The organism is Yersinia intermedia (assembly GCF_900635455.1).
GTDB classification, from domain to species: Bacteria; Pseudomonadota; Gammaproteobacteria; order Enterobacterales; family Enterobacteriaceae; genus Yersinia; species Yersinia intermedia.
In genome coordinates this window covers 66,463-86,017 of record NZ_LR134116.1, presented here as the reverse complement: position 1 = coordinate 86,017, position 19,555 = coordinate 66,463, and the positions used below count along the sequence as shown (strand labels likewise).

Here is a 19,555-nt window from a genome sequence, read left to right as displayed (position 1 = left end):
TTAGGCATCACTTCAGATAAGCATATGACGGGAAAAGAATTATGGCTGAATGGGTTAGTGGCAAGATTACTCACATCGAACACTGGACAGACTCTTTGTTTAGTATTCGGGTCCATGCGCCAATTGATCCCTTTACCGCCGGTCAATTTGCCAAGCTGGCATTAGATATCAACGGCGAGCGGGTACAGCGGGCTTATTCCTACGTTAATGCGCCAAGTGACGACAATCTGGAGTTCTATCTGGTCACCGTGCCAGAGGGGAAACTCAGCCCACGGCTTGACCAACTGGCGGTGGGTGGCGAAGTGATGGTGACTAAGCAAGCGGCGGGCTTCTTTGTGCTAGAAGAGATCCCCGATTGCGATACCTTATGGATGCTGGCTACTGGCACCGCAATTGGCCCCTATCTGTCAATTTTACAGGAAGGGCGTGATTTAGAGCGCTTCAAAAATTTGGTGTTGGTTCATGCGGCACGTTTCGCCCGTGATCTCAGTTATCTGCCGCTAATGCAACAACTTGAGCAGCGTTACAACGGCAAGTTGCAAATCCAAACCGTTGTGAGCCGTGAGGAATCACCCGGTTCACTAACAGGCAGAGTGCCAGCATTGATTGAGAACGGCTCACTGGAAGCAGCTGTCGGCCTGAAAATTGATGCTCAAGACAGCCATGTGATGCTCTGCGGTAACCCGCAGATGGTGCGAGATACTCAACAATTGCTGAAAGAGCAGCGCGAGATGCGCAAACATCTGCGCCGTAAACCGGGGCATATGACCAGCGAGCAATATTGGTAATAAACAGTGAACCAAGGGTTGGCATATTTCCCTTGGTTCACTTTAGATAGCAAGGTGCTGGTGTTACCGCACTTTCTCCGCTAAATATTTCACGGGCACCGCTTCGGGGCCAAAACGATTATCCCCCTCGGTACCGAGGAACGCACCGCAATCGATAAACATCATGACAATAATAAGCGTGGGGATGAAACGCCCGACGCCCCACTGCCAGAGCGGTGCCAACATCTGCCAGTTACCGGCCATCAGCATCCAGGCCAGTACCACCAAAAATGCCCACCAACCCGCTTTATTACGGTCATGCAACCGCTTAACCACCACTGCCGCCGTTGGCCACAGCAAGAAAACAATCGCAAAAGCCGCAGTCTGAATTGGCAACCAATCCTTTCCTGCCAGCGTAAAGATAACCAGCATTGCCAACAGCCACAAACCAATCCAGATCCAAAAGTCCCGCCGCCCGATACGGCCTTTAAACGAGAAACACCACTGCTGTATTGTCATCAATAACCCGATCCATTTACCTGATATAATTTACAGTTGATCTAGACTCGATAGAGTAACCCAATGCTGCAACTAACCTATAATCTTTGCAGTGAATTTTGACAATCACCCTCAATTACCGCTTTAATCCCCTACACACACTTCTAACGACGGCCTAAGTCATGAGAAAAGAGAGAGTCGCAATACTGGCAATGCTGCTGCTAATAGCAACAGTTAGCCGCGCTCATGCCGACCCCGCAGACGACAGTGGTCAGCCCACAGAAGAGACTCAGCCGACTGCGCCTTATCTACTTTCAGGTGCACCAACCTTTGATTTAACACTGGTCAAATTCCGTGAAAGTTATAACCGCGCGAATCCAACGCTGCCTCTCAGTGAGTTTCATGCTATTACCATCAAAGATGATCTGCCCCCGCTGACTCGGGCGGCCAGTAAGATTAATGAGAACCTCTATGCTTCCACCGCGCTGGAGAAAGGGACCGGTAAGATTAAAACCTTACAAATTACCTATTTGCCGATAAAAGGCGGTGAAGAGAAAGCGGCCCGGCTGGTGGCGGTCAATTATATGGCGGCCCTGATGCGCCAGTTTGAGCCCACACTCACGCGCCAACAAAGCCTTGATAATGTGCAGCAACTGTTGGCGCAAGGTAAAGGTTTGCCTTTCTATGCCCATCCGGTTGGCGCAATTCGCTATGTAGTAGCGGACAACGGTGAAAAAGGGCTAACTTTCGCTGTTGAACCGATTAAGCTATCACTATCTGAAGCATAGTCTTGCCGCAATTAATGACGAAAAGCAAAGCCATTGCCCCCAATCATCTCTATACTGTTGGACAGGTAAACTGCCTGTCGGGCAGTCATTATTATTGACCCTCGCGTCCCCTTGTTGGAGGAAGAAACATGCGTCATCCATTAGTTATGGGTAACTGGAAGCTGAACGGTAGCACTAACATGGTCAAAGAGCTTATCGCTGGCCTGCGTAAAGAACTGAGCACCGTTGACGGTTGTGGTGTTGCTATTGCCCCACCGACTATCTATCTGAATCAAGCTAAGCATGAGTTGGCAGGTAGCCGTATTGCTCTGGGTGCACAGAATGTTGATGTGAACCTGTCCGGCGCATTTACCGGTGAAACCTCTGCTGACATGCTGAAAGATGTCGGTGCACAGTACATCATCATCGGTCACTCTGAGCGCCGTACTTATCACAAAGAAAGTGATGAATTCATCGCGAAGAAATTTGGCGTTCTGAAAGAAGCCGGTCTGATCCCTGTGTTATGTATCGGTGAATCCGAAGCAGAAAACGAAGCGGGCCAAACTGAATCTGTCTGTGCCAAGCAACTGGATGCCGTGCTGACTACTTTGGGCGTAAAAGCGTTCGAAGGCGCAGTTATTGCTTATGAACCAATTTGGGCAATCGGTACTGGCAAATCAGCCACTCCGGCACAGGCTCAGGCAGTTCATAAATTCATCCGTGACCATATCGCCAAACAAGATGCCGCAGTTGCAGCACAAGTTATCATCCAGTACGGCGGTTCTGTTAACGATAAAAACGCAGCAGAGCTGTTCACCCAGCCTGATATCGATGGCGCACTGGTTGGTGGTGCATCACTGAAAGCAGATGCTTTCGCGGTTATCGTGAAAGCAGCAGCAAAAGCTAAAAAAGCCTGATTTAGCTTTTAAGCTTTTTTGAACGTAATAAAAAACCGGGGTGACGTAAACAGCCCCGGTTTTTTTGTTTCGGTACTACCATACCCAAAGTCATTCGCTTGCAGCGGCCAGATCCAAGGATAAGCTGAGCAACCAACACCGCTAACAACCCTGAAGTTTCAAATACACAGGGTATATAAATTAACGCTTACTTATTTCGTCAAAGACGCCGCCAGTGGCGAAATGTGTTTGTTGTGCCTTTGTCCAACCACCGAACACTTCATCGATAGTAAACAACTTCAATTTCGGGAACTCGCTGGCGAATTTAGCCGCCACTGCCGGATCCCGTGGGCGATAGTAATTCTTGGCAGCAATCGTCTGGCCTTCTGGCGAATAGAGGTATGTTAAGTAAGCATCGGCCACTTCACGGGTTCCACGCTTATCGACCACTTTATCCACTACAGATACCGTCGGTTCAGCCAAAATTGATACGCTTGGCGTGATGATATCAAACTTGTCTTTACCTACTTCATTAACCGCCAACAGAGCTTCGTTTTCCCACGCAATCAGCACATCGCCAATACCGCGTTCAACAAAGGTATTCGTGGCACCACGCGCGCCTGAGTCCAATACTTCCACATTCTTATACAGCGTTTTAACGAATTCCTGCGCTTTGGCCTGGCTGTTATTATTGTGCTCTAGCGCATAACCCCACGCCGCCAGATAGTTCCAACGCGCGCCACCGGAGGTTTTCGGATTAGGTGTAATGACAGAAATTCCTGGTTTCACTAAATCTGACCAGTCATGAATCTGTTTCGGGTTCCCTTTACGCACCAGGAACACGATAGTTGAGGTATAGGGTGCGGAGTTATCCGGCAGGCGCTTAATCCAGTTTTTATCAATACGACCACGCTCAGCAATAGCATCGACGTCATAAGCCAGTGCTAATGTCACAACATCAGCTTCAATGCCATTAATAACCGAGGTCGCCTGCTTACCGGAACCGCCATGTGATTGACGCACCGTCACTTTATCACCGGTTTTTTGTTGCCAATGCTTACTGAATGCCTGGTTATATTCCTGATAGAACTCACGCGTCGGATCATATGACACATTCAGCAGTTGGATATCTTTTGCCATGGCACCTGATGCCAGCAGCAGTAATGATAGACCTACACCCCATTTACGCATTGACCCGCTCCCATAAATATTATTATTAATTAAATAGTTATTAACCTAAATTGTAATCAACTAAATTGGTTGACCTGATACTGAGCGTGCCAGAAACTTCCCGCGCAATTAAAGAATAAAAAAGTTTTGATTATACCAATATGAAATATACAAGCAGTTAAATGCAAAAAGCCCCCGGTAAACGGAGGCTTTCTTATCGGACAATAGATTGTTTTAGAACAATTTTTTAGCTGTGTCGTACCAATCTTCTTTAAATTTACTTTTCTTGTTCTCTGGCGCAATACAAACAGAGATAAGTTCATGCACCATTTTCTCGTTTTGTACGCCAACGCAGAAGCCACCTTGCGTATAGTCGCGGTCTTCCAACAGCAAGTCGACAGCATAAGCACCCATACGGGAAGCCAGAATACGGTCATAAGCTACTGGTGCACCACCGCGCTGAATGTGGCCCAATACGGTACCACGGGTTTCACGGCCCGTTTCTTTCTCAATATATTTAGCCAGTTCGTCGATATCATCCAGTTTTTCCGTGATGGCAACGATAGCGTGTTTTTTACCTTTCGCGATGCCCGCTTTGATTTCAGCAACTAAATCATCACGTTTGAATTCGACTTCAGGGATAGCAATAAACTCACAACCACCAGCAATGGCAGCCGCCAATGTCAGGTCACCGCAATAACGGCCCATCACTTCAACGATAGAAATACGCTGGTGCGAAGAAGAGGTATCACGCAGGCGGTCAATCGCTTCAACCACAGTCCCCAATGCAGTGAAGAAACCGATGGTATAGTCAGTACCTGCCACATCGTTATCGATGGTGCCCGGTAAACCAACACAGTGAATACCACCTTCTTTAGTCAGCAAGTCGGCACCGGCATAAGAACCGTCACCACCGATAACCACCAGGCCATCGATACCACGGTCTTTCATGTTCTTCAGGGCGACTTTACGTTTTTCTGGATCACGGAACTCAGGGAAACGCGCTGAACCCAGGAAGGTGCCACCACGGTTAATCATATCTGACACGCTATAGCGGTCCAGTTCTCTCATACGGTTTTCATACAAGCCCAGGTAGCCATCTTCAATACCGTAAACTTCTAACCCTGCTGACAAAGCTGCACGAACGACCCCACGAATGGCTGCGTTCATACCTGGCGCGTCACCGCCGCTTGTTAGTACACCGATTTTTTTGACCATGACTACCTCTAAACTTGTAGATGCGATTTTTAAAATTCTTTATTTGCTGATTTTTTCTTGCACATAGACGCCGTACAGAAATTCAGCTTTATACGATTAATATCGGATATTATAGCAAAAACACCAAGCTGAATTGATTCAAGTCATGCCATCTGGCGGTATTTTCTTCAACACAGAACCATAATGTAACCACAGTTTACCTGTCGTTAATGAAGGAATTATAACTCCCAATGCGCATGGCGCTCTTTTGGCACCACGGAGCAGGGATCTTGATGGATAAGCACATCGGCACCGGGGAAACGGTGCAACAATGCTCGCTCAACTTGCTCAGCTAAGATGTGAGCTTCCATCAAGGGCATCATATCTTCCATTTCAAGGTGAAGTTGAATAAAGCGTGTCGGCCCCGATTGGCGGGTACGCAGGTCATGAGCGCCAATCACACCCGGCCATGACATCACAATATCAATAATCTGCTGGCGCTCGTTATCAGGCAATGCTCGATCCAGCAAGGCTTGAACCGCTTCATACCCCATACGTAACGCACTATAGAGAATATAAACACCGATACCCAATGCAAACAACGCATCAGCCCAGTGAAAACCATACCAACTTAATGCCAATGCAATAAGAATAGCACCATTCATCATGACGTCAGATTGATAGTGCAACATATCAGCGCGAATGGCCTGGCTATGGGTTTTTCGTACCACCCAACGCTGAAAAGTGACTAATATCAGTGTACTGCATAACGCCACTAAGGTTACCCAGATCCCTATACCCGGATCTTGCAATGGCTCTGGCGACACCAAATGCTGGAAACCGGTCAGGAATAGGAATAGCGCCGAGCCGGAAATAAACATACTTTGCGCCAGTGCGGCCAGTGACTCAGCCTTGCCATGACCAAAGGTGTGTTCTTCATCGGCGGGTTGCAGAGAGTAACGCACCACAAAAAGATTTGTCAGAGAAGCGGCCAGATCCATCAAAGAGTCAACTAATGCCGCCAACACACTTACCGACCCGGTATGCCACCAGGCAAAAATTTTAATAATCAGTAAGGTTGATGCCAGCCCTGTAGCACAGAGCGCGGCAGCTTTAACCAGCCGCGCATATTGCGGATCCATAACTTATCCTAAATGATATTTTAGGATTATGAGTATACGGAAGTGGAATAAAAAAAGCCCTCCATCATGGAGGGCGAAAGAGAGGGATGGTGATATCCCCTCATCCTTATCAATATGAAATAAAAGAATTTATTTCACTCAATGTCCACACATTGACCACATCGAAAAAAGCCCCAAATTTTGGGGTTTTCTCGTTACAGCTACATCCAAAGGTTTTGTTGGCCGCTCCGCTCTGGGTGGGGTATCGCCGGAATCACTTCGCCGGGCCGCATAATTGAGCTTTCGAATGTCTCCATGGTCTTGAATGTATGGCCGCAATTTATATTTTGGCACTGGTGATACCGCTCCTTAGTGTTCTCACTCAGGTAGCGACTGGAACGGGCATGGGCTGATTCTCAACAGAGTGGGCAATGAAACATGTTAATCACCTCAAGCACCAGCGCCATAAGACGGGCACATAACCCGCGAACCGACTGGTGTAATCAAAATGTCGGCAATGGACTGCCCGATATAGTCAGCATAGGTAATGGTCTGCCCGGCGTTGCAGCTCATGTCGAGATATTTGGCCGTGGTCATTTTCCCCCTCAAAATTCGCGCCAGTGTTTCAACCAGTTTGCCACCAATGGGCACGGATAGCATGTTAGGAGAGATGTGTGGGTGATGGAACGACAAACCGGAAAAGTCATCTAAGTAGATGACTTTTGATTTGCGTGATAGAATTATTTCTATGGCTCTCATGGATGAGTAGTATGTTTTCAGCAAACATTATAAAAGTGGCACTAAAAGAGTTATCTAAACTTCCTGCGGGCCTCAAAGCCGAAATGGTTGAAGCCATAGAGGAACTAGAACAAGTAGGCACAGATTTGAAAGAACCGAAAGTCCGAGATGTAGGCAACGGACTAAAGGAATTAAGAGTCAGTGCTCAGGAGGGGATAGCTAGGGGGTTTTTCTTTTTCACAGTCGGAAAGCAATTTTACGTTGTTCATGTTCTGCATAAGAAAAGTCAAAAAACACCCAAACTATCCCTTGAATTAGCTAATCAACGAATGAAAGATATTAAACGGAGACTGAAAAATGTCTGATAATGACCTCGATATCATCCCATTTTCTGAAGCTAAGGCACTGCTTTTAGAAGATAAGGCAACTCTGGAAGCTTATAACGAAATTCAGATCCGCAAGGCACTGATGACACAGCTAAAAGATGCACGTAAAGCATTACATCTTACTCAACAAGATGTCGCCCAAAAAATTGGAACACAGAAACAAAATATTAGCCGTATGGAAAATGGTAAGAGCGTACCTAATTTGGCGACCTTAAGCCGTTATGCAGCCGCTTTGGGTGGTACCTTTATTTTCCATATACCAAATCGGTAAAGCTGATAGTTGGTTCTTTCTCGTCTTTAATACTATTGACGTGGGGAGCCAAATCATTAAGCCTGAATTATCATTTTATCCTCTCCGTATAATCAACGGGGCAGGTCACTGCGGATATATCAAATACTAAGGTGCTACAGCAGATACTTGGACACGCCAACATCCAGCAAACCATGATTTACACCCATCTATCACCAGATTATCTGCAAAACGCCATTATACTCAATCCATTAAAGGGTGAATTAGTAGCATAAGAGCGCCCACAAACTGTCCACATTAGCAGAACTTTAAAGCGTTACTGAACGTTGTACGTTTTACAACAAGCTGTTTTTACTAGATAAATTTTTAGAGACAAAAAAAAGCCCTCCATCATGGAGGGCGAAAGACAGGGATGGTGTCTATGGCAAGGAAAACAGGGTATTACAGGGTACTACTTACTTCTGGGCAGAAGAGGGTTGTGCTGCTGGCGCCTGCTGCATTTTCTCAATGCGCTGCTGGTGCTTTTGGTTCAAGACAGCTTTTTGCTCTGGTGTGAGCAAGTTAAACATTTGGTTACGGACTTTGGCCATTTCGACCTGGCGCTCAACTTGGTCTTTGGACATTTTCTCAGCTTGCGCTCTTACCGCAGCTTCATCGAATTTATCGGCGGTAACCAGCTTGTGCATTGCGTCTCTGTCCGCCATATCAAGGCGTGGCTGCCCTTGGCGAGACTGGCGCATCAGGTCACGCATTTGCTGACGCTGCTGTTCGGTCAGATTGACGCCGTCAAACATGTTATGGTGACCACGACCGTCTTTCTTGTTCATCATCGTACCATCACCGTGGCACCAATCATCAGTGGCCCCGGTCTTATCGGCGGCGAAGGCGGCTTGAGAGCCTAGAACTAACATTGACGCCATGATTAACGTTGTTACTTTAGTTACTTTGCGCATCATTAACTCCTGGGTTCTATCTGCTAAGCGATTTGCTGCTATGCAATTCAATGTGAAGCAGTCTATCGTTTCTGCTGCAAACAAGCGTCAGCGCATGTAAAACTGGGGTCAGTGCATGTAAAGCTAAGTAAAGTCATGGAATACCGGCAATTGTTAACGTATTTTGCGTCAAGAGGAGAAATAATCATGCATAAAATCCTATTAGTTGATGATGATCGTGAATTGACGTCGCTGTTGAAAGAATTACTGGAAATGGAAGGTTTTAATGTTGTTGTTGCCTATGATGGCGAGCAGGCGTTAAACCTGTTGGATAACTCTATAGACTTGTTATTGCTCGATATTATGATGCCACGTAAGAATGGTATCGAAACGTTGAAAGAGTTGCGTCAACATCACCAAACCCCTGTCATTATGCTAACTGCCCGTGGCAGTGAATTGGATCGGGTGCTTGGCCTTGAGCTGGGTGCTGATGATTATCTGGCAAAACCGTTTAATGACCGTGAGCTAGTGGCGCGCATCCGGGCCATTTTGCGCCGCTCGAACTGGAGCGAACAACAGCAAAATGTCGATCAAGGTGCACCAACACTGGACGTTGATTGCCTGCAATTGAACCCAGGCCGCCAAGAGGCCACGTTTGAAGGCCAATCGCTGGAATTGACCGGTACTGAATTTACCTTACTCTACCTGCTGGCTCAGCATCTCGGTCAGGTTGTATCGCGGGAGCATCTCAGCCAGGAAGTGCTGGGGAAACGATTAACACCGTTTGATCGTGCTATTGATATGCATATTTCAAACCTCCGCCGTAAGTTGCCGGATCGCAAAGACGGGTTACCTTGGTTTAAAACTCTGCGTGGTCGCGGATATCTGATGGTATCGGAAACATGATTAACAGTTTAACGACGCGAATTTTTGCTATTTTTTGGTTCACTTTAGCACTGGTATTAATGCTGGTATTGATGGTGCCGAAGCTCGATTCGCGTCAAATGACTGCCTTGCTCGACAGCGAACAGCGCCAGGGAACGATGCTGGAGCAACATATCGAAGCTGAACTGGCCAGCGACCCCGCCAATGACCTGATGTGGTGGCGCAGGCTTTATCGCGCCATCGAAAAATGGGCACCACCGGGCCAACATCTCGTGTTAGTCACCACTGAGGGCCGTGTCATTGGCGCTCAACGTCACGAAATGCAAATTGTCCGTAATTTTATCGGCCAGTCTGATAACTCAGATCAGCCGAAAAAGAAGAAATATGGCCGTGTCGAGATGGTCGGCCCCTTCTCTATCCGCGATGGTGAAGATAACTATCAGCTCTATCTAATACGCCCGGCCAGTAGCCCGCAATCTGATTTCATCAATTTGATGTTTGACCGCCCGCTGCTGCTATTGATTGTCACCATGCTTATCAGTGCGCCACTGTTGCTATGGCTGGCTTGGAGTCTGGCAAAACCAGCACGTAAGTTGAAGAATGCCGCCGATGATGTGGCGCGGGGCAATCTGAAACAGCACCCTGAGCTGGAGTCCGGGCCACAAGAATTTTTGGCCACCGGTGCCAGTTTTAATCAGATGATCAGTGCACTCGATAGAATGGTTGTGGCACAACAACGGCTGATTTCTGATATCTCCCATGAGTTGCGCACGCCACTTACCCGCCTGCAACTGGCGACTGCGTTGATGCGACGCCGCCATGGTGAGGGGAAAGAGCTGGAACGTATCGAAATGGAAGCACAGCGACTGGATAGCATGATCAATGATTTACTGGTGTTATCCCGTAGCCAACATAAAAACGAGCTACATCGCGAACCTATCAAAGCGAATGATTTATGGTCTGACGTGCTGGAAAATGCCCAGTTTGAAGCAGACCAAATGGGCAAAACGCTGGAAATCACCGCACCTCCTGGGCCATGGACCTTATTTGGCAATCCAGCAGCACTTGATAGCGCGCTAGAGAATATCGTGCGTAATGCACTGCGTTACTCTCATCATCACATTGCGGTGGCATTCAGCTCTGATAATCAGGGTATTACTATCACTGTCGATGATGATGGCCCCGGTGTTAGCCCGGAAGACCGTGAACAAATATTCCGGCCGTTCTACCGCACTGATGAAGCACGGGATCGGGAATCGGGCGGGACGGGTTTGGGATTGGCTATTGTCGAAACAGCCGTCAATCAGCATCGCGGATGGGTGCGGGCTGAAGACAGCCCATTAGGTGGCTTGCGCTTGATACTGTGGTTGCCGCTGCATCCACTTAAGTCTTAATCTATCGTACCTCTGCCCGATCATCTGGGATCGGGCAGATCTCCGCTATCACGGTTTGCTGACCTCTTCTCCCTGCCCCTCTTTTTCCAGCAACTGCTTTTTGCGCTCAACACCCCAACGATAGCCTGACAACGTGCCATCCTGGCGAATAACCCGGTGACAAGGAATAGCAACCGCCAGCATATTGGCAGCACAGGCACCGGCTACCGCACGCACCGCTTTGGGTGAACCTATTCTGGCGGCGATATCAGCATAACTGGTCGTCTCACCTACTGGAATTTCCCGCAGTGCCTGCCACACCCGCTGCTGAAAAGCGGTACCCTGAATATCCAGCGGCAAATCTAGCCCGAGTTTAGGAGCCTCAACCAACCCCACCACCTGCGCGAACCATTGCTCAAACTCAGTATCGCCGCCAATTAACTCTGCCTGTGGAAACTTATCCTGTAACTGCTGCACCAGCAGCGCTGGGGAGTCGCCCAGCAAGATGGCACAAATACCCAGCTTACTTTTCGCCATCAGAATCGCACCGAGAGAGCTTTCTCCGACGGCAAAATGCAGCGTAGTATCACGCCCGCCACTGCGATAGCGGGTCGGAGTCATCCCCAACAACTGATTCGATTGCTCATAAAATCGGCCATTAGAGTTATAACCGGCGTCAAAGATAGCGTCAGTTACCGAACCTTGCCCCGCTAATTGTGTACGAATACGCGCACTGCGCGTTGCACTGGCATATGCCTTAGGGGTCAACCCGGTAATGGCTTTAAATAAACGATGGAAATGAAAAGCACTAAGATTCACCTGCGCCGCCAACTCATCAAGCTTAAGTGGCGTCTCGGCCTGCTCAATTAAGCGGCATGCCCGACTGATTTTGGCTGCATGCTGCTGTGACAGGGGTAATTCAGTGGGCTGGCATCGTTTACAGGGCCGATAACCGGCCTGTTCAGCCGCATGATTATCGGCAAAAAATTCAATATTCTCTGCTTTAGCCTGACGGGACGGGCAAGAGGGGCGACAATAAACACCAGTCGTTTTCACCGCATAAACGAACTGACCATCGGCTGTTTTGTCCCGATTAACGATCGCATCCCAGAATGTATCTTTCGCACGGATCATGATAAATACCCCGTTGATAGTGACTGTGTTAATCAGCATATAAAACAGCCACTGCTTACACTCTCCGCTGCTTGCTTTTAAATTATTGTACGCGCTACTGACATTAGCAACCGCTGCATAGAGGGGAGGTTTCTGATATCCTGCGCCCCTCATTATTGGGGGACATATGCTTAATATCGTTTTATTTGAACCCGAAATTCCGCCCAATACCGGTAATATCATCCGGTTATGTGCGAATACCGGCTGCCAGCTCCATCTGATTAAACCTTTAGGTTTCACCTGGGATGACAAACGCTTACGCCGAGCAGGCCTTGATTATCATGAGTTTGCCAGTATTAAGCATCACCATGATTATCAGGCCTTTTTAGATTGTGAAAATCTCGACAGTGCGCAGCCTGCCCGATTATTTGCACTAACCACCAAAGGGACGCCAGCCCACAGTGCGGTAAGCTATCAAGCTGATGATTACCTGTTGTTTGGCCCTGAAACCCGTGGTTTGCCCGCCAGTGTTTTGGATGCGTTACCTGCTCAACAGAAAATCAGGATTCCGATGCAAGCTGATAGCCGTAGTATGAATCTGTCAAACGCGGTGTCAGTGGTGGTGTATGAAGCCTGGCGGCAATTAGGTTATCCGGGTGCGTTACTGAAAGAGCCGTTGTTTTAGCCAAAATGTGCCGGTGATCAGCTAGCAACCCAATAGAAAGGTGTATATCCAAAGTAATTGGAATTGTAGCCAGGCAGCAAACGAACTCATCCCGATGAGCTGACATAAGTCAGTGATTCGGGTGAGTAAGAGCAGTTAACACCGCTACAGCTTCAAGTACGAAGGAGATGATCAGATGCCGTCGCCGTACTCAAACCCATGGGTAATCCCATTGAAATGCTGGTCCATGTCCAATGATGGCTTATCGCTTTCGGGTTTACCAACGATGCGAGCAGGTACCCCTGCGGCAGTGGTATGAGCGGGAACCGCCTGCAACACAACTGACCCGGCGCCAATTTTCGCACCGCGTCCAACCTCGATATTCCCCAAAATTTTTGCCCCAGCCCCAATCATCACACCTTCACGGATCTTCGGATGACGATCGCCGCTGGTTTTACCGGTCCCCCCCAGGGTAACCGATTGCAGGATCGATACATCATTCTCAACCACTGCCGTTTCGCCAATAACAATACCGGTAGCGTGGTCCAACATGATGCCGCAGCCAATGGTCGCCGCAGGGTGGATATCGACACCAAAAGCAACAGAGACTTGATTTTGAAGGTAAATGGCGAGCGCTTTACGATCCTGCGCCCACAACCAATGACCGATACGATAAGCCTGTAAGGCGTGAAAACCTTTGAGATACAGCAGTGGCGTAGAGTATTTATCAACAGCCGGGTCACGCAGCCGCACCGCCAGAATATCCCGCGCTGCCGAGACTATCATCTGAGCATCTGCACGATAGGCATCTTCAACCACTTCACGGATGGCAATAGCAGGCATGATCGGATTAGCCAGTTTATTCGCGAGAATATAACTCAGGGCACTGCCTAAATTCTCATGCTTCAATAATGTCGCGTGAAAAAAGCTCGCCAGCATGGGTTCACACTCAGCCAGTGCTCTTGCTTCTGATTTAATGCTACTCCAGACCAGTTCTAACTCTTCTGACGACATTACCTACTCCTGCCCATAAAAATTGCCCGAGGGAACGACCAAGGCAACGATACCCTTATTCATTGGAGCCACAGCAATGTTAGCGGCAACACCAATGATGTTAGGTATGTAGTTATTATTTTATTCCGCCAAACCCGCTTAACCGATCAAATGCCGCTTTTCTCATCTTTTTTGGTCCGACCCAATAAGGTCAATGCCGCTTCACGGGCATTTTTGTGACAATAGAGCACTTGATAGATCTGTTCAGTTATCGGCATTTCAACACCATGGCGCTGTGCTAATGCCAGAACTTCTTTGGTATTGCGGTAACCTTCAACCACCTGACCAATCTTGTCCTGCGCTTCTTGTACGCCTAACCCTTGGCCCAGCATAATACCAAACCGGCGGTTACGAGATTGATTATCTGTGCAGGTTAGCACCAAATCGCCCAAGCCTGCCATGCCCATAAAGGTGGAAGGGTCGGCACCTAATGCAGAACCCAGCCGCGTCATTTCGGCCAAACCACGGGTTATCAGTGCAGTACGGGCGTTCGCGCCAAAGCCAATGCCATCGGACATCCCGGCACCAATCGCAATCACGTTTTTCACCGCACCGCCAAGCTGCACCCCGATAAAATCAGCATTACTGTAAACCCGGAAGCTTTTGCCACAGTGCAATAACTGTTGCAGGTCTTCGCTAAATTGCACATCGGTCGATGCCAGCGCAATTGCCGTCGGTAACCCTGCGGCCAACTCTTTAGCAAAGGTTGGGCCAGACACCACCGCCAGCGGGATAGTTTCACCCAGCACTTCGCGCGCCACATCCGCCAGCAAGCGGCCAGTTTCGGCCTCAAGCCCTTTGGTGGCCCAGACGATACGTGCATCCTTGCGTAAATGCGGTTTCAACTGATGCAATACCGCGCCAAAGACATGGCTAGGTACCACGACTAACACATCGCGGCTGGCTGCCAGCGCACGGGCCAGATCGGTTTCCAGTAATAAGGTATCAGGGAAAGGAACATCGGGTAGGAAAGCTTGGTTACAACGATCACGTTGTAAAACCTGAATATGCTTAGGGTCATGGCCCCATAACACGACTTGATGGCCATTACGCGCCAGCGTAATGGCTAATGCGGTGCCGTAAGATCCGGCACCGATTACAGTCATTGAAGCATTGATGGTGTTCATCAGGCATCCTGACGTTGTTCAGCACCTTCGCCGTCAGCCTGCTGTTGCAGATAGTTCATGAACAGGGCATCAAAGTTAACCGGTGCCAAATTAAGCTGTGGGAAAGTACCGCGAGAAACCAGGCTGGTGATGCATTCGCGAGCATACGGGAACAAAATGTTCGGGCAGTACGCACCTAAGCAATGCGCCAACTGGGTACCATCGATACCCGCGATGGAGAAGATGCCACCCTGTTGAACTTCGCACAGGAATGCAGTTTCTTCACCCAAAGAGGCGGTTACCGTCACTCGCAGTACCACTTCATACACATCTTCAGCCAGTTGACTAGAAGCAGTATCAAGATCAAGTTTAACTTCTGGTTGCCAATCCTGCTGGAAAACCTGCGGGGCATTTGGCGCTTCGAAAGAGATATCTTTAGTGTAGATACGCTGGATCTGGAAAGCCATCTCTGTGTTGTTTTGTTCGGACATGTGTATAAATACCCTAAGTTAGACGTCTGTATTAAATAGCACTGCCGCCGTGGGCTCTGTCCATCAAATTGATGGGACCCACTGACGAGTTAAAGCAGCGGATCAAGCCCACCGCGCGCATCCAGGGCGTGTAAATCATCACAGCCACCGATATGCTGCCCATCAATAAATACCTGAGGCACGGTCGTCCGCCCGCTGCGAGCAATCATCTCTTCGCGTTTGGCCGGATCACTGTCAATTGCGATTTCATGGAAAGCAGCACCTTTGTTGTTCAGCAGTGCTTTGGCACGATGGCAGAACGGGCAGGTTGCTTTGGTATAAATCTCAATTTTCGCCATGGATACACCTCAGTTAACATTATAATTTATTGATATAGCGAATTTTTATAACAAATACGGGTACAGCTCAATACTCATATCACTAAAACGCAGGCAATATGATTACTTGCCGCGCGCCAGTGGTAGATTCTCGCCACTCCAGCCGGAGATACCTTCTTTCAAGGTAAATACGCGTTCAAAGCCCGCTTTGTTCAGCAGTTCAGCCGAAGCACGAGAGGTTGTACCAGTAGCACAAACCACAATGATAGGTTGTGCTTTGTGTTTTTCCAATTCAGCCAAATTACCGTTTTTAATGTCGCTTGGCAGCAAATTAATAGAACTGGCGATATGGCCTTTGCGATAATCATCACGTGTGCGGATATCAACCACAACCGCATCTTCTTTGTTAATCAGACGCGTCGCTTCACCACGGGTGATCTCTTTCACTTTAGAGAGAGAGGTCTTAAAGCTGGTGAAAATTACGGCGACGAACAACGCCACCCAGGCCAGACTCAAAACCGGATGCTGGCTAATGAATTGCATAATTTCTTGCAACATGGGGGTAAAAACTCCCGTTAGTTAGGGGATAATATTCAAGGTCACAGAGTATACCTGCGCGTTGCGGCAAATACAGCCAATATGCAAGTGCTATTGCAGAAACTGCGAGCCATTTCGGAAAGTTTTGTCGTCTAAATGATGACAATTACGCAAAACCCCACGCCAATGTTGATCTCTTTGGGCTATTTTTAACCGGTTTTGTAGTAAATTACCGCCTTCGTTCTGGCGGTGTAAATACGTTAATATAAATAGCCGAGTGTACATAGCCGCGCACATCGTTTGATGTTCACCGCTATTTGACACTTGGACTTATAAGAAAGAGGTTATGCAATGTCGAGCACTAAAAAACCACTGGTACTGACTATTCTTGATGGCTACGGTCACCGCGAAGAACAGCAGGATAATGCCATTCTGAATGCTAAAACGCCGGTTATGGACCGTTTATGGCAGCAACAGCCTCATACTTTAATCGCCGCTTCCGGTCTGGATGTTGGCCTGCCTGACGGGCAAATGGGTAACTCTGAAGTGGGCCACGTCAACCTGGGTGCCGGTCGCATTGTCTATCAGGACTTGACCCGCCTCGACAAAGAGATCAAAGACGGCGACTTCTTCACTAACTCAACCCTAACAGCAGCGATTGATAAAGCGGTTAAAGCAGGTAAAGCGGTCCACATTATGGGTCTGTTATCTGCCGGTGGCGTGCACAGCCACGAAGACCACATTCTGGCCATGGTTGAACTGGCCGCCAAACGCGGTGCGACAGCGATTTATCTGCACGCATTCCTCGATGGACGTGACACCCCGCCGCGCAGTGCTGAGTCTTCACTGAAACGATTCACTGATAAATTTGCCGCACTGGGCAAAGGCCGCATCGCTTCTATTATTGGTCGTTACTATGCGATGGACCGCGATAACCGCTGGGATCGCGTACAACTGGCCTACGATTTGCTGACTCAGGCAAAAGGCGAGTTTACCGTTGATAACGCCGTCGCAGGTCTGCAAGCAGCCTATGCCCGTGATGAAAACGATGAATTTGTCAGACCAACCGTGATTCAAGCAGCGGGTGAAGCCGATGCAGCTATGAACGATGGCGACGCGCTGATCTTCATGAACTTCCGTGCTGACCGCGCACGTCAAATCACCCGTACCTTTGTTAACGCCGATTTTGACGGTTTCAAACGGGATAAAGTGGTTAACTTCGGCGATTTCGTCATGCTGACTGAATATGCAGCGGATATTAAAGTGGCCTGCGCTTACCCACCAGCATCACTACAGAATACCTTCGGTGAGTGGCTGATGAAGCATGACAAAACACAGTTACGCATTTCCGAAACTGAAAAGTATGCTCACGTCACTTTCTTCTATAACGGCGGCGTTGAAGAACCATTTAAAGGCGAAGACCGTATCCTGATCAACTCACCGAAAGTGGCCACTTATGACCTGCAACCGGAAATGAGTTCAGCAGAACTGACTGAGAAATTGGTCGGCGCTATCGGCAGTGGCAAATATGATGTGATAATTTGTAACTATCCGAACGGCGATATGGTTGGTCATACCGGTGATTACGATGCTGCCGTGAAAGCAGTAGAAACACTGGATAATTGTATTGAACAAGTGGTTGCTGCCGTAAAAGCCGCCGATGGACAATTGCTTATCACCGCCGACCACGGCAACGCTGAGCAGATGCGCGACCCGGCAACCGGTCAGGCCCATACAGCCCATACCAGCCTGCCTGTACCATTGATTTATGTCGGCAATAAAGGGGTTAAAGCGGTTGAAGGCGGCAAACTTTCAGATATCGCGCCAACCATGCTGTCACTGATGGAAATGGAAATCCCGCAAGAGATGACTGGTAAGCCGCTGTTCATCGTGGAATAATCCTTCGTTATGAAGGAAAAAGCGTCATTTGCAAAATTAATGGTTACGGAAGAGGCCATCACCACCAGCCGAGATACAGTTTCTCGGCTGTCAGGTCAGTTGGTGCGTCGCCCGTGGTCAGCACTGTACGCCAGCGTTTTTTGCGCTGGCGTATTGCTATTGCCATTATCCGGCACGGCAGCAGATGCCCCCGCTACAGCAAAAACCGCACAGAGCAAAGACCAGTTGAAGACCATTCAGCAGGATATTGCCGAAAAAGAAAAAAGTGTTCAGCAACAAAAGCAGCAACGCAGTTCATTGCTGGATCAGTTGAAGCAACAGGAAAATACCATTGCTCAGGCCAGCCGCAGCCTGCGTGACACCCAAGGTACCCTGACTGAGTTGGACCAAGAAATTTCCCGTCTCACCTCCTCAATTGAGAAACTCGAGAGCAAACAATCCCAGCAACAAAATATTCTGTCTAAACAACTTGATGCCGCCTTTAAACAAGGCCAGCACAGTGGTTTACAGCTTATTTTGAGTGGCGAAGAGAGCCAGCGCAGTGAGCGTATTCTGGCTTATTTCAGTTACCTCAATGAAGCACGGCAGCAATCCATTGAAGAGCTGAAACAGACTCGTACCCATCTCTCTGCCGAGAAACAAACGCTGGAGCAAAAGCAAAACCAGCAAAAAACTGTATTGAATGAGCAGAAAACTCAGCAGCAAAAACTGGAACAAGCGCGTACCGCCCGCAAGAAAACCCTGACCTCGCTGGAAGCCTCACTGGAAAAAGATCAGCAAGGCCTGGCTGAGTTAAAACTGAACGAAACCCGCTTACGTGATCAAATTGCCAAAGCAGAACGAGAAGCGAAAGCTCGCGCCGAACGAGAGGCCAAAGAAGCCGCTCGGGTACGCGAACAGATAAAAGTTAAAGAACAACAAGCCAAGAAAACCGGTTCCAGCTATAAGCCAAGTGAAAGTGAGCGCTCATTAATGGCGCGCACTGGTGGCCTTGGTCGCCCAGATGGGCAAGCTGTCTGGCCGGTCCGTGGTAATGTCACTCACCGTTTCGGTGAAGCTTTACAAGGTGAACTACGCTGGAAAGGCATGGTTATCTCCGCACCAGAAGGCAGTGAAGTGAAAGCGATCGCCGATGGCCGTGTCTTACTGGCTGACTGGCTGCAAGGCTATGGTTTGGTCGTGGTTATCGAACATGGTAAAGGGGATATGAGTTTGTATGGCTACAACCAGAGTGCACTGGTCAATGTGGGTGCTCAGGTGAAAGCTGGCCAACCGATCGCCCTTGTGGGTACCAGTGGCGGCCAGGGTGAACCATCACTCTATTTCGAAATCCGCCGTCAAGGACAAGCAGTTAACCCACAACCTTGGTTAGGACGATAGCGAACAACGTTAGGG

The 19,555-nt window shown here is 48.6% G+C and carries 23 protein-coding genes and 1 pseudogene; 11 read left to right on the top strand and 13 right to left on the bottom strand.

Annotated features, from left to right (window positions below; all coding sequences use genetic code 11):
- The first annotated feature begins 41 nt into the window (after positions 1 to 41).
- A complete protein-coding gene (gene fpr, locus EL015_RS00435; protein ID WP_005190546.1) occupies positions 42 to 788 on the top strand; it encodes a ferredoxin--NADP(+) reductase in 747 nt (248 codons plus the stop codon).
- Between the two features lie 63 nt (positions 789 to 851).
- Here the strand turns inward: fpr and EL015_RS00430 are convergent, their stop codons facing one another.
- Positions 852 to 1,286 carry a DUF805 domain-containing protein gene (locus EL015_RS00430; protein WP_005190549.1) on the bottom strand — a complete coding sequence of 145 codons (435 nt, stop codon included), beginning with the start codon at positions 1,284 to 1,286 and terminating at the stop codon, positions 852 to 854.
- 161 nt (positions 1,287 to 1,447) lie between these two features.
- On the opposite strand from EL015_RS00430, the gene EL015_RS00425 reads away from it, so the two are divergent.
- Both EL015_RS00425 and tpiA read left to right on the top strand, forming a co-directional pair.
- Positions 1,448 to 2,053: a DUF1454 family protein gene (locus tag EL015_RS00425; protein ID WP_005190551.1), complete on the top strand. Its 606-nt coding sequence runs from the start codon at positions 1,448 to 1,450 to the stop codon at positions 2,051 to 2,053.
- A 128-nt stretch (positions 2,054 to 2,181) separates the two neighbouring features.
- Complete coding sequence (gene tpiA / locus EL015_RS00420; RefSeq protein WP_032907519.1) at positions 2,182 to 2,949, top strand: triose-phosphate isomerase; 768 nt, start codon at positions 2,182 to 2,184, stop codon at positions 2,947 to 2,949.
- A gap of 180 nt (positions 2,950 to 3,129) precedes the next feature.
- Here tpiA and EL015_RS00415 read toward each other — a convergent pair whose 3' ends face one another.
- From EL015_RS00415 to EL015_RS00395, 5 genes are all read right to left on the bottom strand, one after another.
- Complete coding sequence (locus EL015_RS00415; RefSeq protein ID WP_005190555.1) at positions 3,130 to 4,119, bottom strand: sulfate ABC transporter substrate-binding protein; 990 nt, start codon at positions 4,117 to 4,119, stop codon at positions 3,130 to 3,132.
- A gap of 213 nt (positions 4,120 to 4,332) precedes the next feature.
- Complete coding sequence (gene pfkA / locus EL015_RS00410) at positions 4,333 to 5,316, bottom strand: 6-phosphofructokinase (protein ID WP_005190557.1); 984 nt, start codon at positions 5,314 to 5,316, stop codon at positions 4,333 to 4,335.
- 218 nt (positions 5,317 to 5,534) lie between these two features.
- The gene (gene fieF, locus EL015_RS00405) at positions 5,535 to 6,437 is read right to left on the bottom strand and encodes a CDF family cation-efflux transporter FieF (protein ID WP_005190559.1); all 903 of its coding nucleotides are present in this window, start codon (positions 6,435 to 6,437) and stop codon (positions 5,535 to 5,537) included.
- A gap of 200 nt (positions 6,438 to 6,637) precedes the next feature.
- Entirely contained in the window at positions 6,638 to 6,802 is a 165-nt protein-coding gene (locus tag EL015_RS00400; RefSeq protein ID WP_230830784.1) for an ogr/Delta-like zinc finger family protein, read from the bottom strand.
- 64 nt (positions 6,803 to 6,866) lie between these two features.
- Positions 6,867 to 7,013 carry a GPW/gp25 family protein gene (locus tag EL015_RS00395; RefSeq protein WP_226967881.1) on the bottom strand — a complete coding sequence of 49 codons (147 nt, stop codon included), beginning with the start codon at positions 7,011 to 7,013 and terminating at the stop codon, positions 6,867 to 6,869.
- A 173-nt stretch (positions 7,014 to 7,186) separates the two neighbouring features.
- Here EL015_RS00395 and EL015_RS00390 point away from each other — a divergent pair, with 173 nt between their 5' ends.
- The 3 genes and pseudogenes from EL015_RS00390 to EL015_RS21830 form a co-directional block, all read left to right on the top strand.
- Complete coding sequence (locus EL015_RS00390) at positions 7,187 to 7,519, top strand: type II toxin-antitoxin system RelE/ParE family toxin (protein WP_032907522.1); 333 nt, start codon at positions 7,187 to 7,189, stop codon at positions 7,517 to 7,519.
- Complete coding sequence (locus EL015_RS00385) at positions 7,512 to 7,811, top strand: helix-turn-helix domain-containing protein (RefSeq protein ID WP_005190565.1); 300 nt, start codon at positions 7,512 to 7,514, stop codon at positions 7,809 to 7,811. The genes EL015_RS00390 and EL015_RS00385 overlap by 8 nt, the downstream gene beginning before the upstream one ends.
- 122 nt (positions 7,812 to 7,933) lie before the next feature.
- Positions 7,934 to 8,065: pseudogene (locus EL015_RS21830) on the top strand (site-specific integrase); the annotation flags it as partial.
- Positions 8,066 to 8,245: 180 nt separating this feature from the next.
- Here the strand turns inward: EL015_RS21830 and cpxP are convergent.
- Complete coding sequence (gene cpxP / locus EL015_RS00375) at positions 8,246 to 8,743, bottom strand: cell-envelope stress modulator CpxP (protein ID WP_032907525.1); 498 nt, start codon at positions 8,741 to 8,743, stop codon at positions 8,246 to 8,248.
- 186 nt (positions 8,744 to 8,929) lie between these two features.
- Here cpxP and cpxR point away from each other — a divergent pair, with 186 nt between their 5' ends.
- Entirely contained in the window at positions 8,930 to 9,628 is a 699-nt protein-coding gene (gene cpxR / locus EL015_RS00370; RefSeq protein ID WP_005190576.1) for an envelope stress response regulator transcription factor CpxR, read from the top strand.
- Complete coding sequence (gene cpxA, locus EL015_RS00365) at positions 9,625 to 11,001, top strand: envelope stress sensor histidine kinase CpxA (protein WP_032907528.1); 1,377 nt, start codon at positions 9,625 to 9,627, stop codon at positions 10,999 to 11,001. The genes cpxR and cpxA overlap by 4 nt, the downstream gene beginning before the upstream one ends.
- A 48-nt stretch (positions 11,002 to 11,049) precedes the next feature.
- Here the strand turns inward: cpxA and ada are convergent, their stop codons facing one another.
- A complete protein-coding gene (ada, locus tag EL015_RS00360; RefSeq protein ID WP_005190582.1) occupies positions 11,050 to 12,153 on the bottom strand; it encodes a bifunctional DNA-binding transcriptional regulator/O6-methylguanine-DNA methyltransferase Ada in 1,104 nt (367 codons plus the stop codon).
- Between the two features lie 127 nt (positions 12,154 to 12,280).
- On the opposite strand from ada, the gene trmL reads away from it, so the two are divergent.
- Positions 12,281 to 12,778, top strand: coding sequence for a tRNA (uridine(34)/cytosine(34)/5-carboxymethylaminomethyluridine(34)-2'-O)-methyltransferase TrmL (gene trmL, locus EL015_RS00355; RefSeq protein ID WP_005190585.1), 498 nt, complete (start codon positions 12,281 to 12,283; stop codon positions 12,776 to 12,778).
- Positions 12,779 to 12,949: 171 nt separating this feature from the next.
- Here the strand turns inward: trmL and cysE are convergent, their stop codons facing one another.
- The 5 genes from cysE to EL015_RS00330 form a co-directional block, all read right to left on the bottom strand.
- Complete coding sequence (gene cysE / locus EL015_RS00350) at positions 12,950 to 13,771, bottom strand: serine O-acetyltransferase (RefSeq protein WP_005190588.1); 822 nt, start codon at positions 13,769 to 13,771, stop codon at positions 12,950 to 12,952.
- Positions 13,772 to 13,917: 146 nt separating this feature from the next.
- Positions 13,918 to 14,937 carry an NAD(P)H-dependent glycerol-3-phosphate dehydrogenase gene (gpsA, locus tag EL015_RS00345; protein WP_005190591.1) on the bottom strand — a complete coding sequence of 340 codons (1,020 nt, stop codon included), beginning with the start codon at positions 14,935 to 14,937 and terminating at the stop codon, positions 13,918 to 13,920.
- Positions 14,937 to 15,407, bottom strand: a complete 471-nt coding sequence (secB, locus tag EL015_RS00340; RefSeq protein WP_032907531.1) for a protein-export chaperone SecB — start codon at positions 15,405 to 15,407, stop codon at positions 14,937 to 14,939. The genes gpsA and secB overlap by 1 nt, the downstream gene beginning before the upstream one ends.
- Positions 15,408 to 15,496: 89 nt before the next feature.
- The gene (gene grxC / locus EL015_RS00335; protein WP_005190594.1) at positions 15,497 to 15,745 is read right to left on the bottom strand and encodes a glutaredoxin 3; all 249 of its coding nucleotides are present in this window, start codon (positions 15,743 to 15,745) and stop codon (positions 15,497 to 15,499) included.
- A 102-nt stretch (positions 15,746 to 15,847) separates the two neighbouring features.
- Complete coding sequence (locus tag EL015_RS00330; protein WP_005190598.1) at positions 15,848 to 16,282, bottom strand: rhodanese-like domain-containing protein; 435 nt, start codon at positions 16,280 to 16,282, stop codon at positions 15,848 to 15,850.
- 330 nt (positions 16,283 to 16,612) lie between these two features.
- On the opposite strand from EL015_RS00330, the gene gpmM reads away from it, so the two are divergent.
- Both gpmM and envC read left to right on the top strand, forming a co-directional pair.
- The gene (gene gpmM / locus EL015_RS00325; protein ID WP_005190601.1) at positions 16,613 to 18,160 is read left to right on the top strand and encodes a 2,3-bisphosphoglycerate-independent phosphoglycerate mutase; all 1,548 of its coding nucleotides are present in this window, start codon (positions 16,613 to 16,615) and stop codon (positions 18,158 to 18,160) included.
- 9 nt (positions 18,161 to 18,169) lie between these two features.
- Entirely contained in the window at positions 18,170 to 19,540 is a 1,371-nt protein-coding gene (envC, locus tag EL015_RS00320) for a murein hydrolase activator EnvC (protein WP_005190605.1), read from the top strand.
- Positions 19,541 to 19,555: the final 15 nt, after the last annotated feature.

What these genes read in the sequence shown, in the direction of transcription:
- EL015_RS00415 (WP_005190555.1), bottom strand. Translation starts at nt 4,119, where the DNA reads ATGCGTAAATGGGGTGTAGGTCTATCATTACTGCTGCTGGCATCAGGT.
- fieF (WP_005190559.1), bottom strand. Translation starts at nt 6,437, where the DNA reads ATGGATCCGCAATATGCGCGGCTGGTTAAAGCTGCCGCGCTCTGTGCT.
- EL015_RS00430 (WP_005190549.1), bottom strand. Translation starts at nt 1,286, where the DNA reads ATGACAATACAGCAGTGGTGTTTCTCGTTTAAAGGCCGTATCGGGCGG.
- cpxP (WP_032907525.1), bottom strand. Translation starts at nt 8,743, where the DNA reads ATGCGCAAAGTAACTAAAGTAACAACGTTAATCATGGCGTCAATGTTA.
- EL015_RS00330 (WP_005190598.1), bottom strand. Translation starts at nt 16,282, where the DNA reads ATGTTGCAAGAAATTATGCAATTCATTAGCCAGCATCCGGTTTTGAGT.
- EL015_RS00395 (WP_226967881.1), bottom strand. Translation starts at nt 7,013, where the DNA reads ATGACCACGGCCAAATATCTCGACATGAGCTGCAACGCCGGGCAGACC.
- gpsA (WP_005190591.1), bottom strand. Translation starts at nt 14,937, where the DNA reads ATGAACACCATCAATGCTTCAATGACTGTAATCGGTGCCGGATCTTAC.
- EL015_RS00385 (WP_005190565.1), top strand. Translation starts at nt 7,512, where the DNA reads ATGTCTGATAATGACCTCGATATCATCCCATTTTCTGAAGCTAAGGCA.
- cpxA (WP_032907528.1), top strand. Translation starts at nt 9,625, where the DNA reads ATGATTAACAGTTTAACGACGCGAATTTTTGCTATTTTTTGGTTCACT.
- fpr (WP_005190546.1), top strand. Translation starts at nt 42, where the DNA reads ATGGCTGAATGGGTTAGTGGCAAGATTACTCACATCGAACACTGGACA.
- cpxR (WP_005190576.1), top strand. Translation starts at nt 8,930, where the DNA reads ATGCATAAAATCCTATTAGTTGATGATGATCGTGAATTGACGTCGCTG.
- EL015_RS00390 (WP_032907522.1), top strand. Translation starts at nt 7,187, where the DNA reads ATGTTTTCAGCAAACATTATAAAAGTGGCACTAAAAGAGTTATCTAAA.
- tpiA (WP_032907519.1), top strand. Translation starts at nt 2,182, where the DNA reads ATGCGTCATCCATTAGTTATGGGTAACTGGAAGCTGAACGGTAGCACT.
- gpmM (WP_005190601.1), top strand. Translation starts at nt 16,613, where the DNA reads ATGTCGAGCACTAAAAAACCACTGGTACTGACTATTCTTGATGGCTAC.
- ada (WP_005190582.1), bottom strand. Translation starts at nt 12,153, where the DNA reads ATGCTGATTAACACAGTCACTATCAACGGGGTATTTATCATGATCCGT.
- secB (WP_032907531.1), bottom strand. Translation starts at nt 15,407, where the DNA reads ATGTCCGAACAAAACAACACAGAGATGGCTTTCCAGATCCAGCGTATC.
- envC (WP_005190605.1), top strand. Translation starts at nt 18,170, where the DNA reads ATGAAGGAAAAAGCGTCATTTGCAAAATTAATGGTTACGGAAGAGGCC.
- pfkA (WP_005190557.1), bottom strand. Translation starts at nt 5,316, where the DNA reads ATGGTCAAAAAAATCGGTGTACTAACAAGCGGCGGTGACGCGCCAGGT.
- EL015_RS00425 (WP_005190551.1), top strand. Translation starts at nt 1,448, where the DNA reads ATGAGAAAAGAGAGAGTCGCAATACTGGCAATGCTGCTGCTAATAGCA.
- grxC (WP_005190594.1), bottom strand. Translation starts at nt 15,745, where the DNA reads ATGGCGAAAATTGAGATTTATACCAAAGCAACCTGCCCGTTCTGCCAT.
- trmL (WP_005190585.1), top strand. Translation starts at nt 12,281, where the DNA reads ATGCTTAATATCGTTTTATTTGAACCCGAAATTCCGCCCAATACCGGT.
- cysE (WP_005190588.1), bottom strand. Translation starts at nt 13,771, where the DNA reads ATGTCGTCAGAAGAGTTAGAACTGGTCTGGAGTAGCATTAAATCAGAA.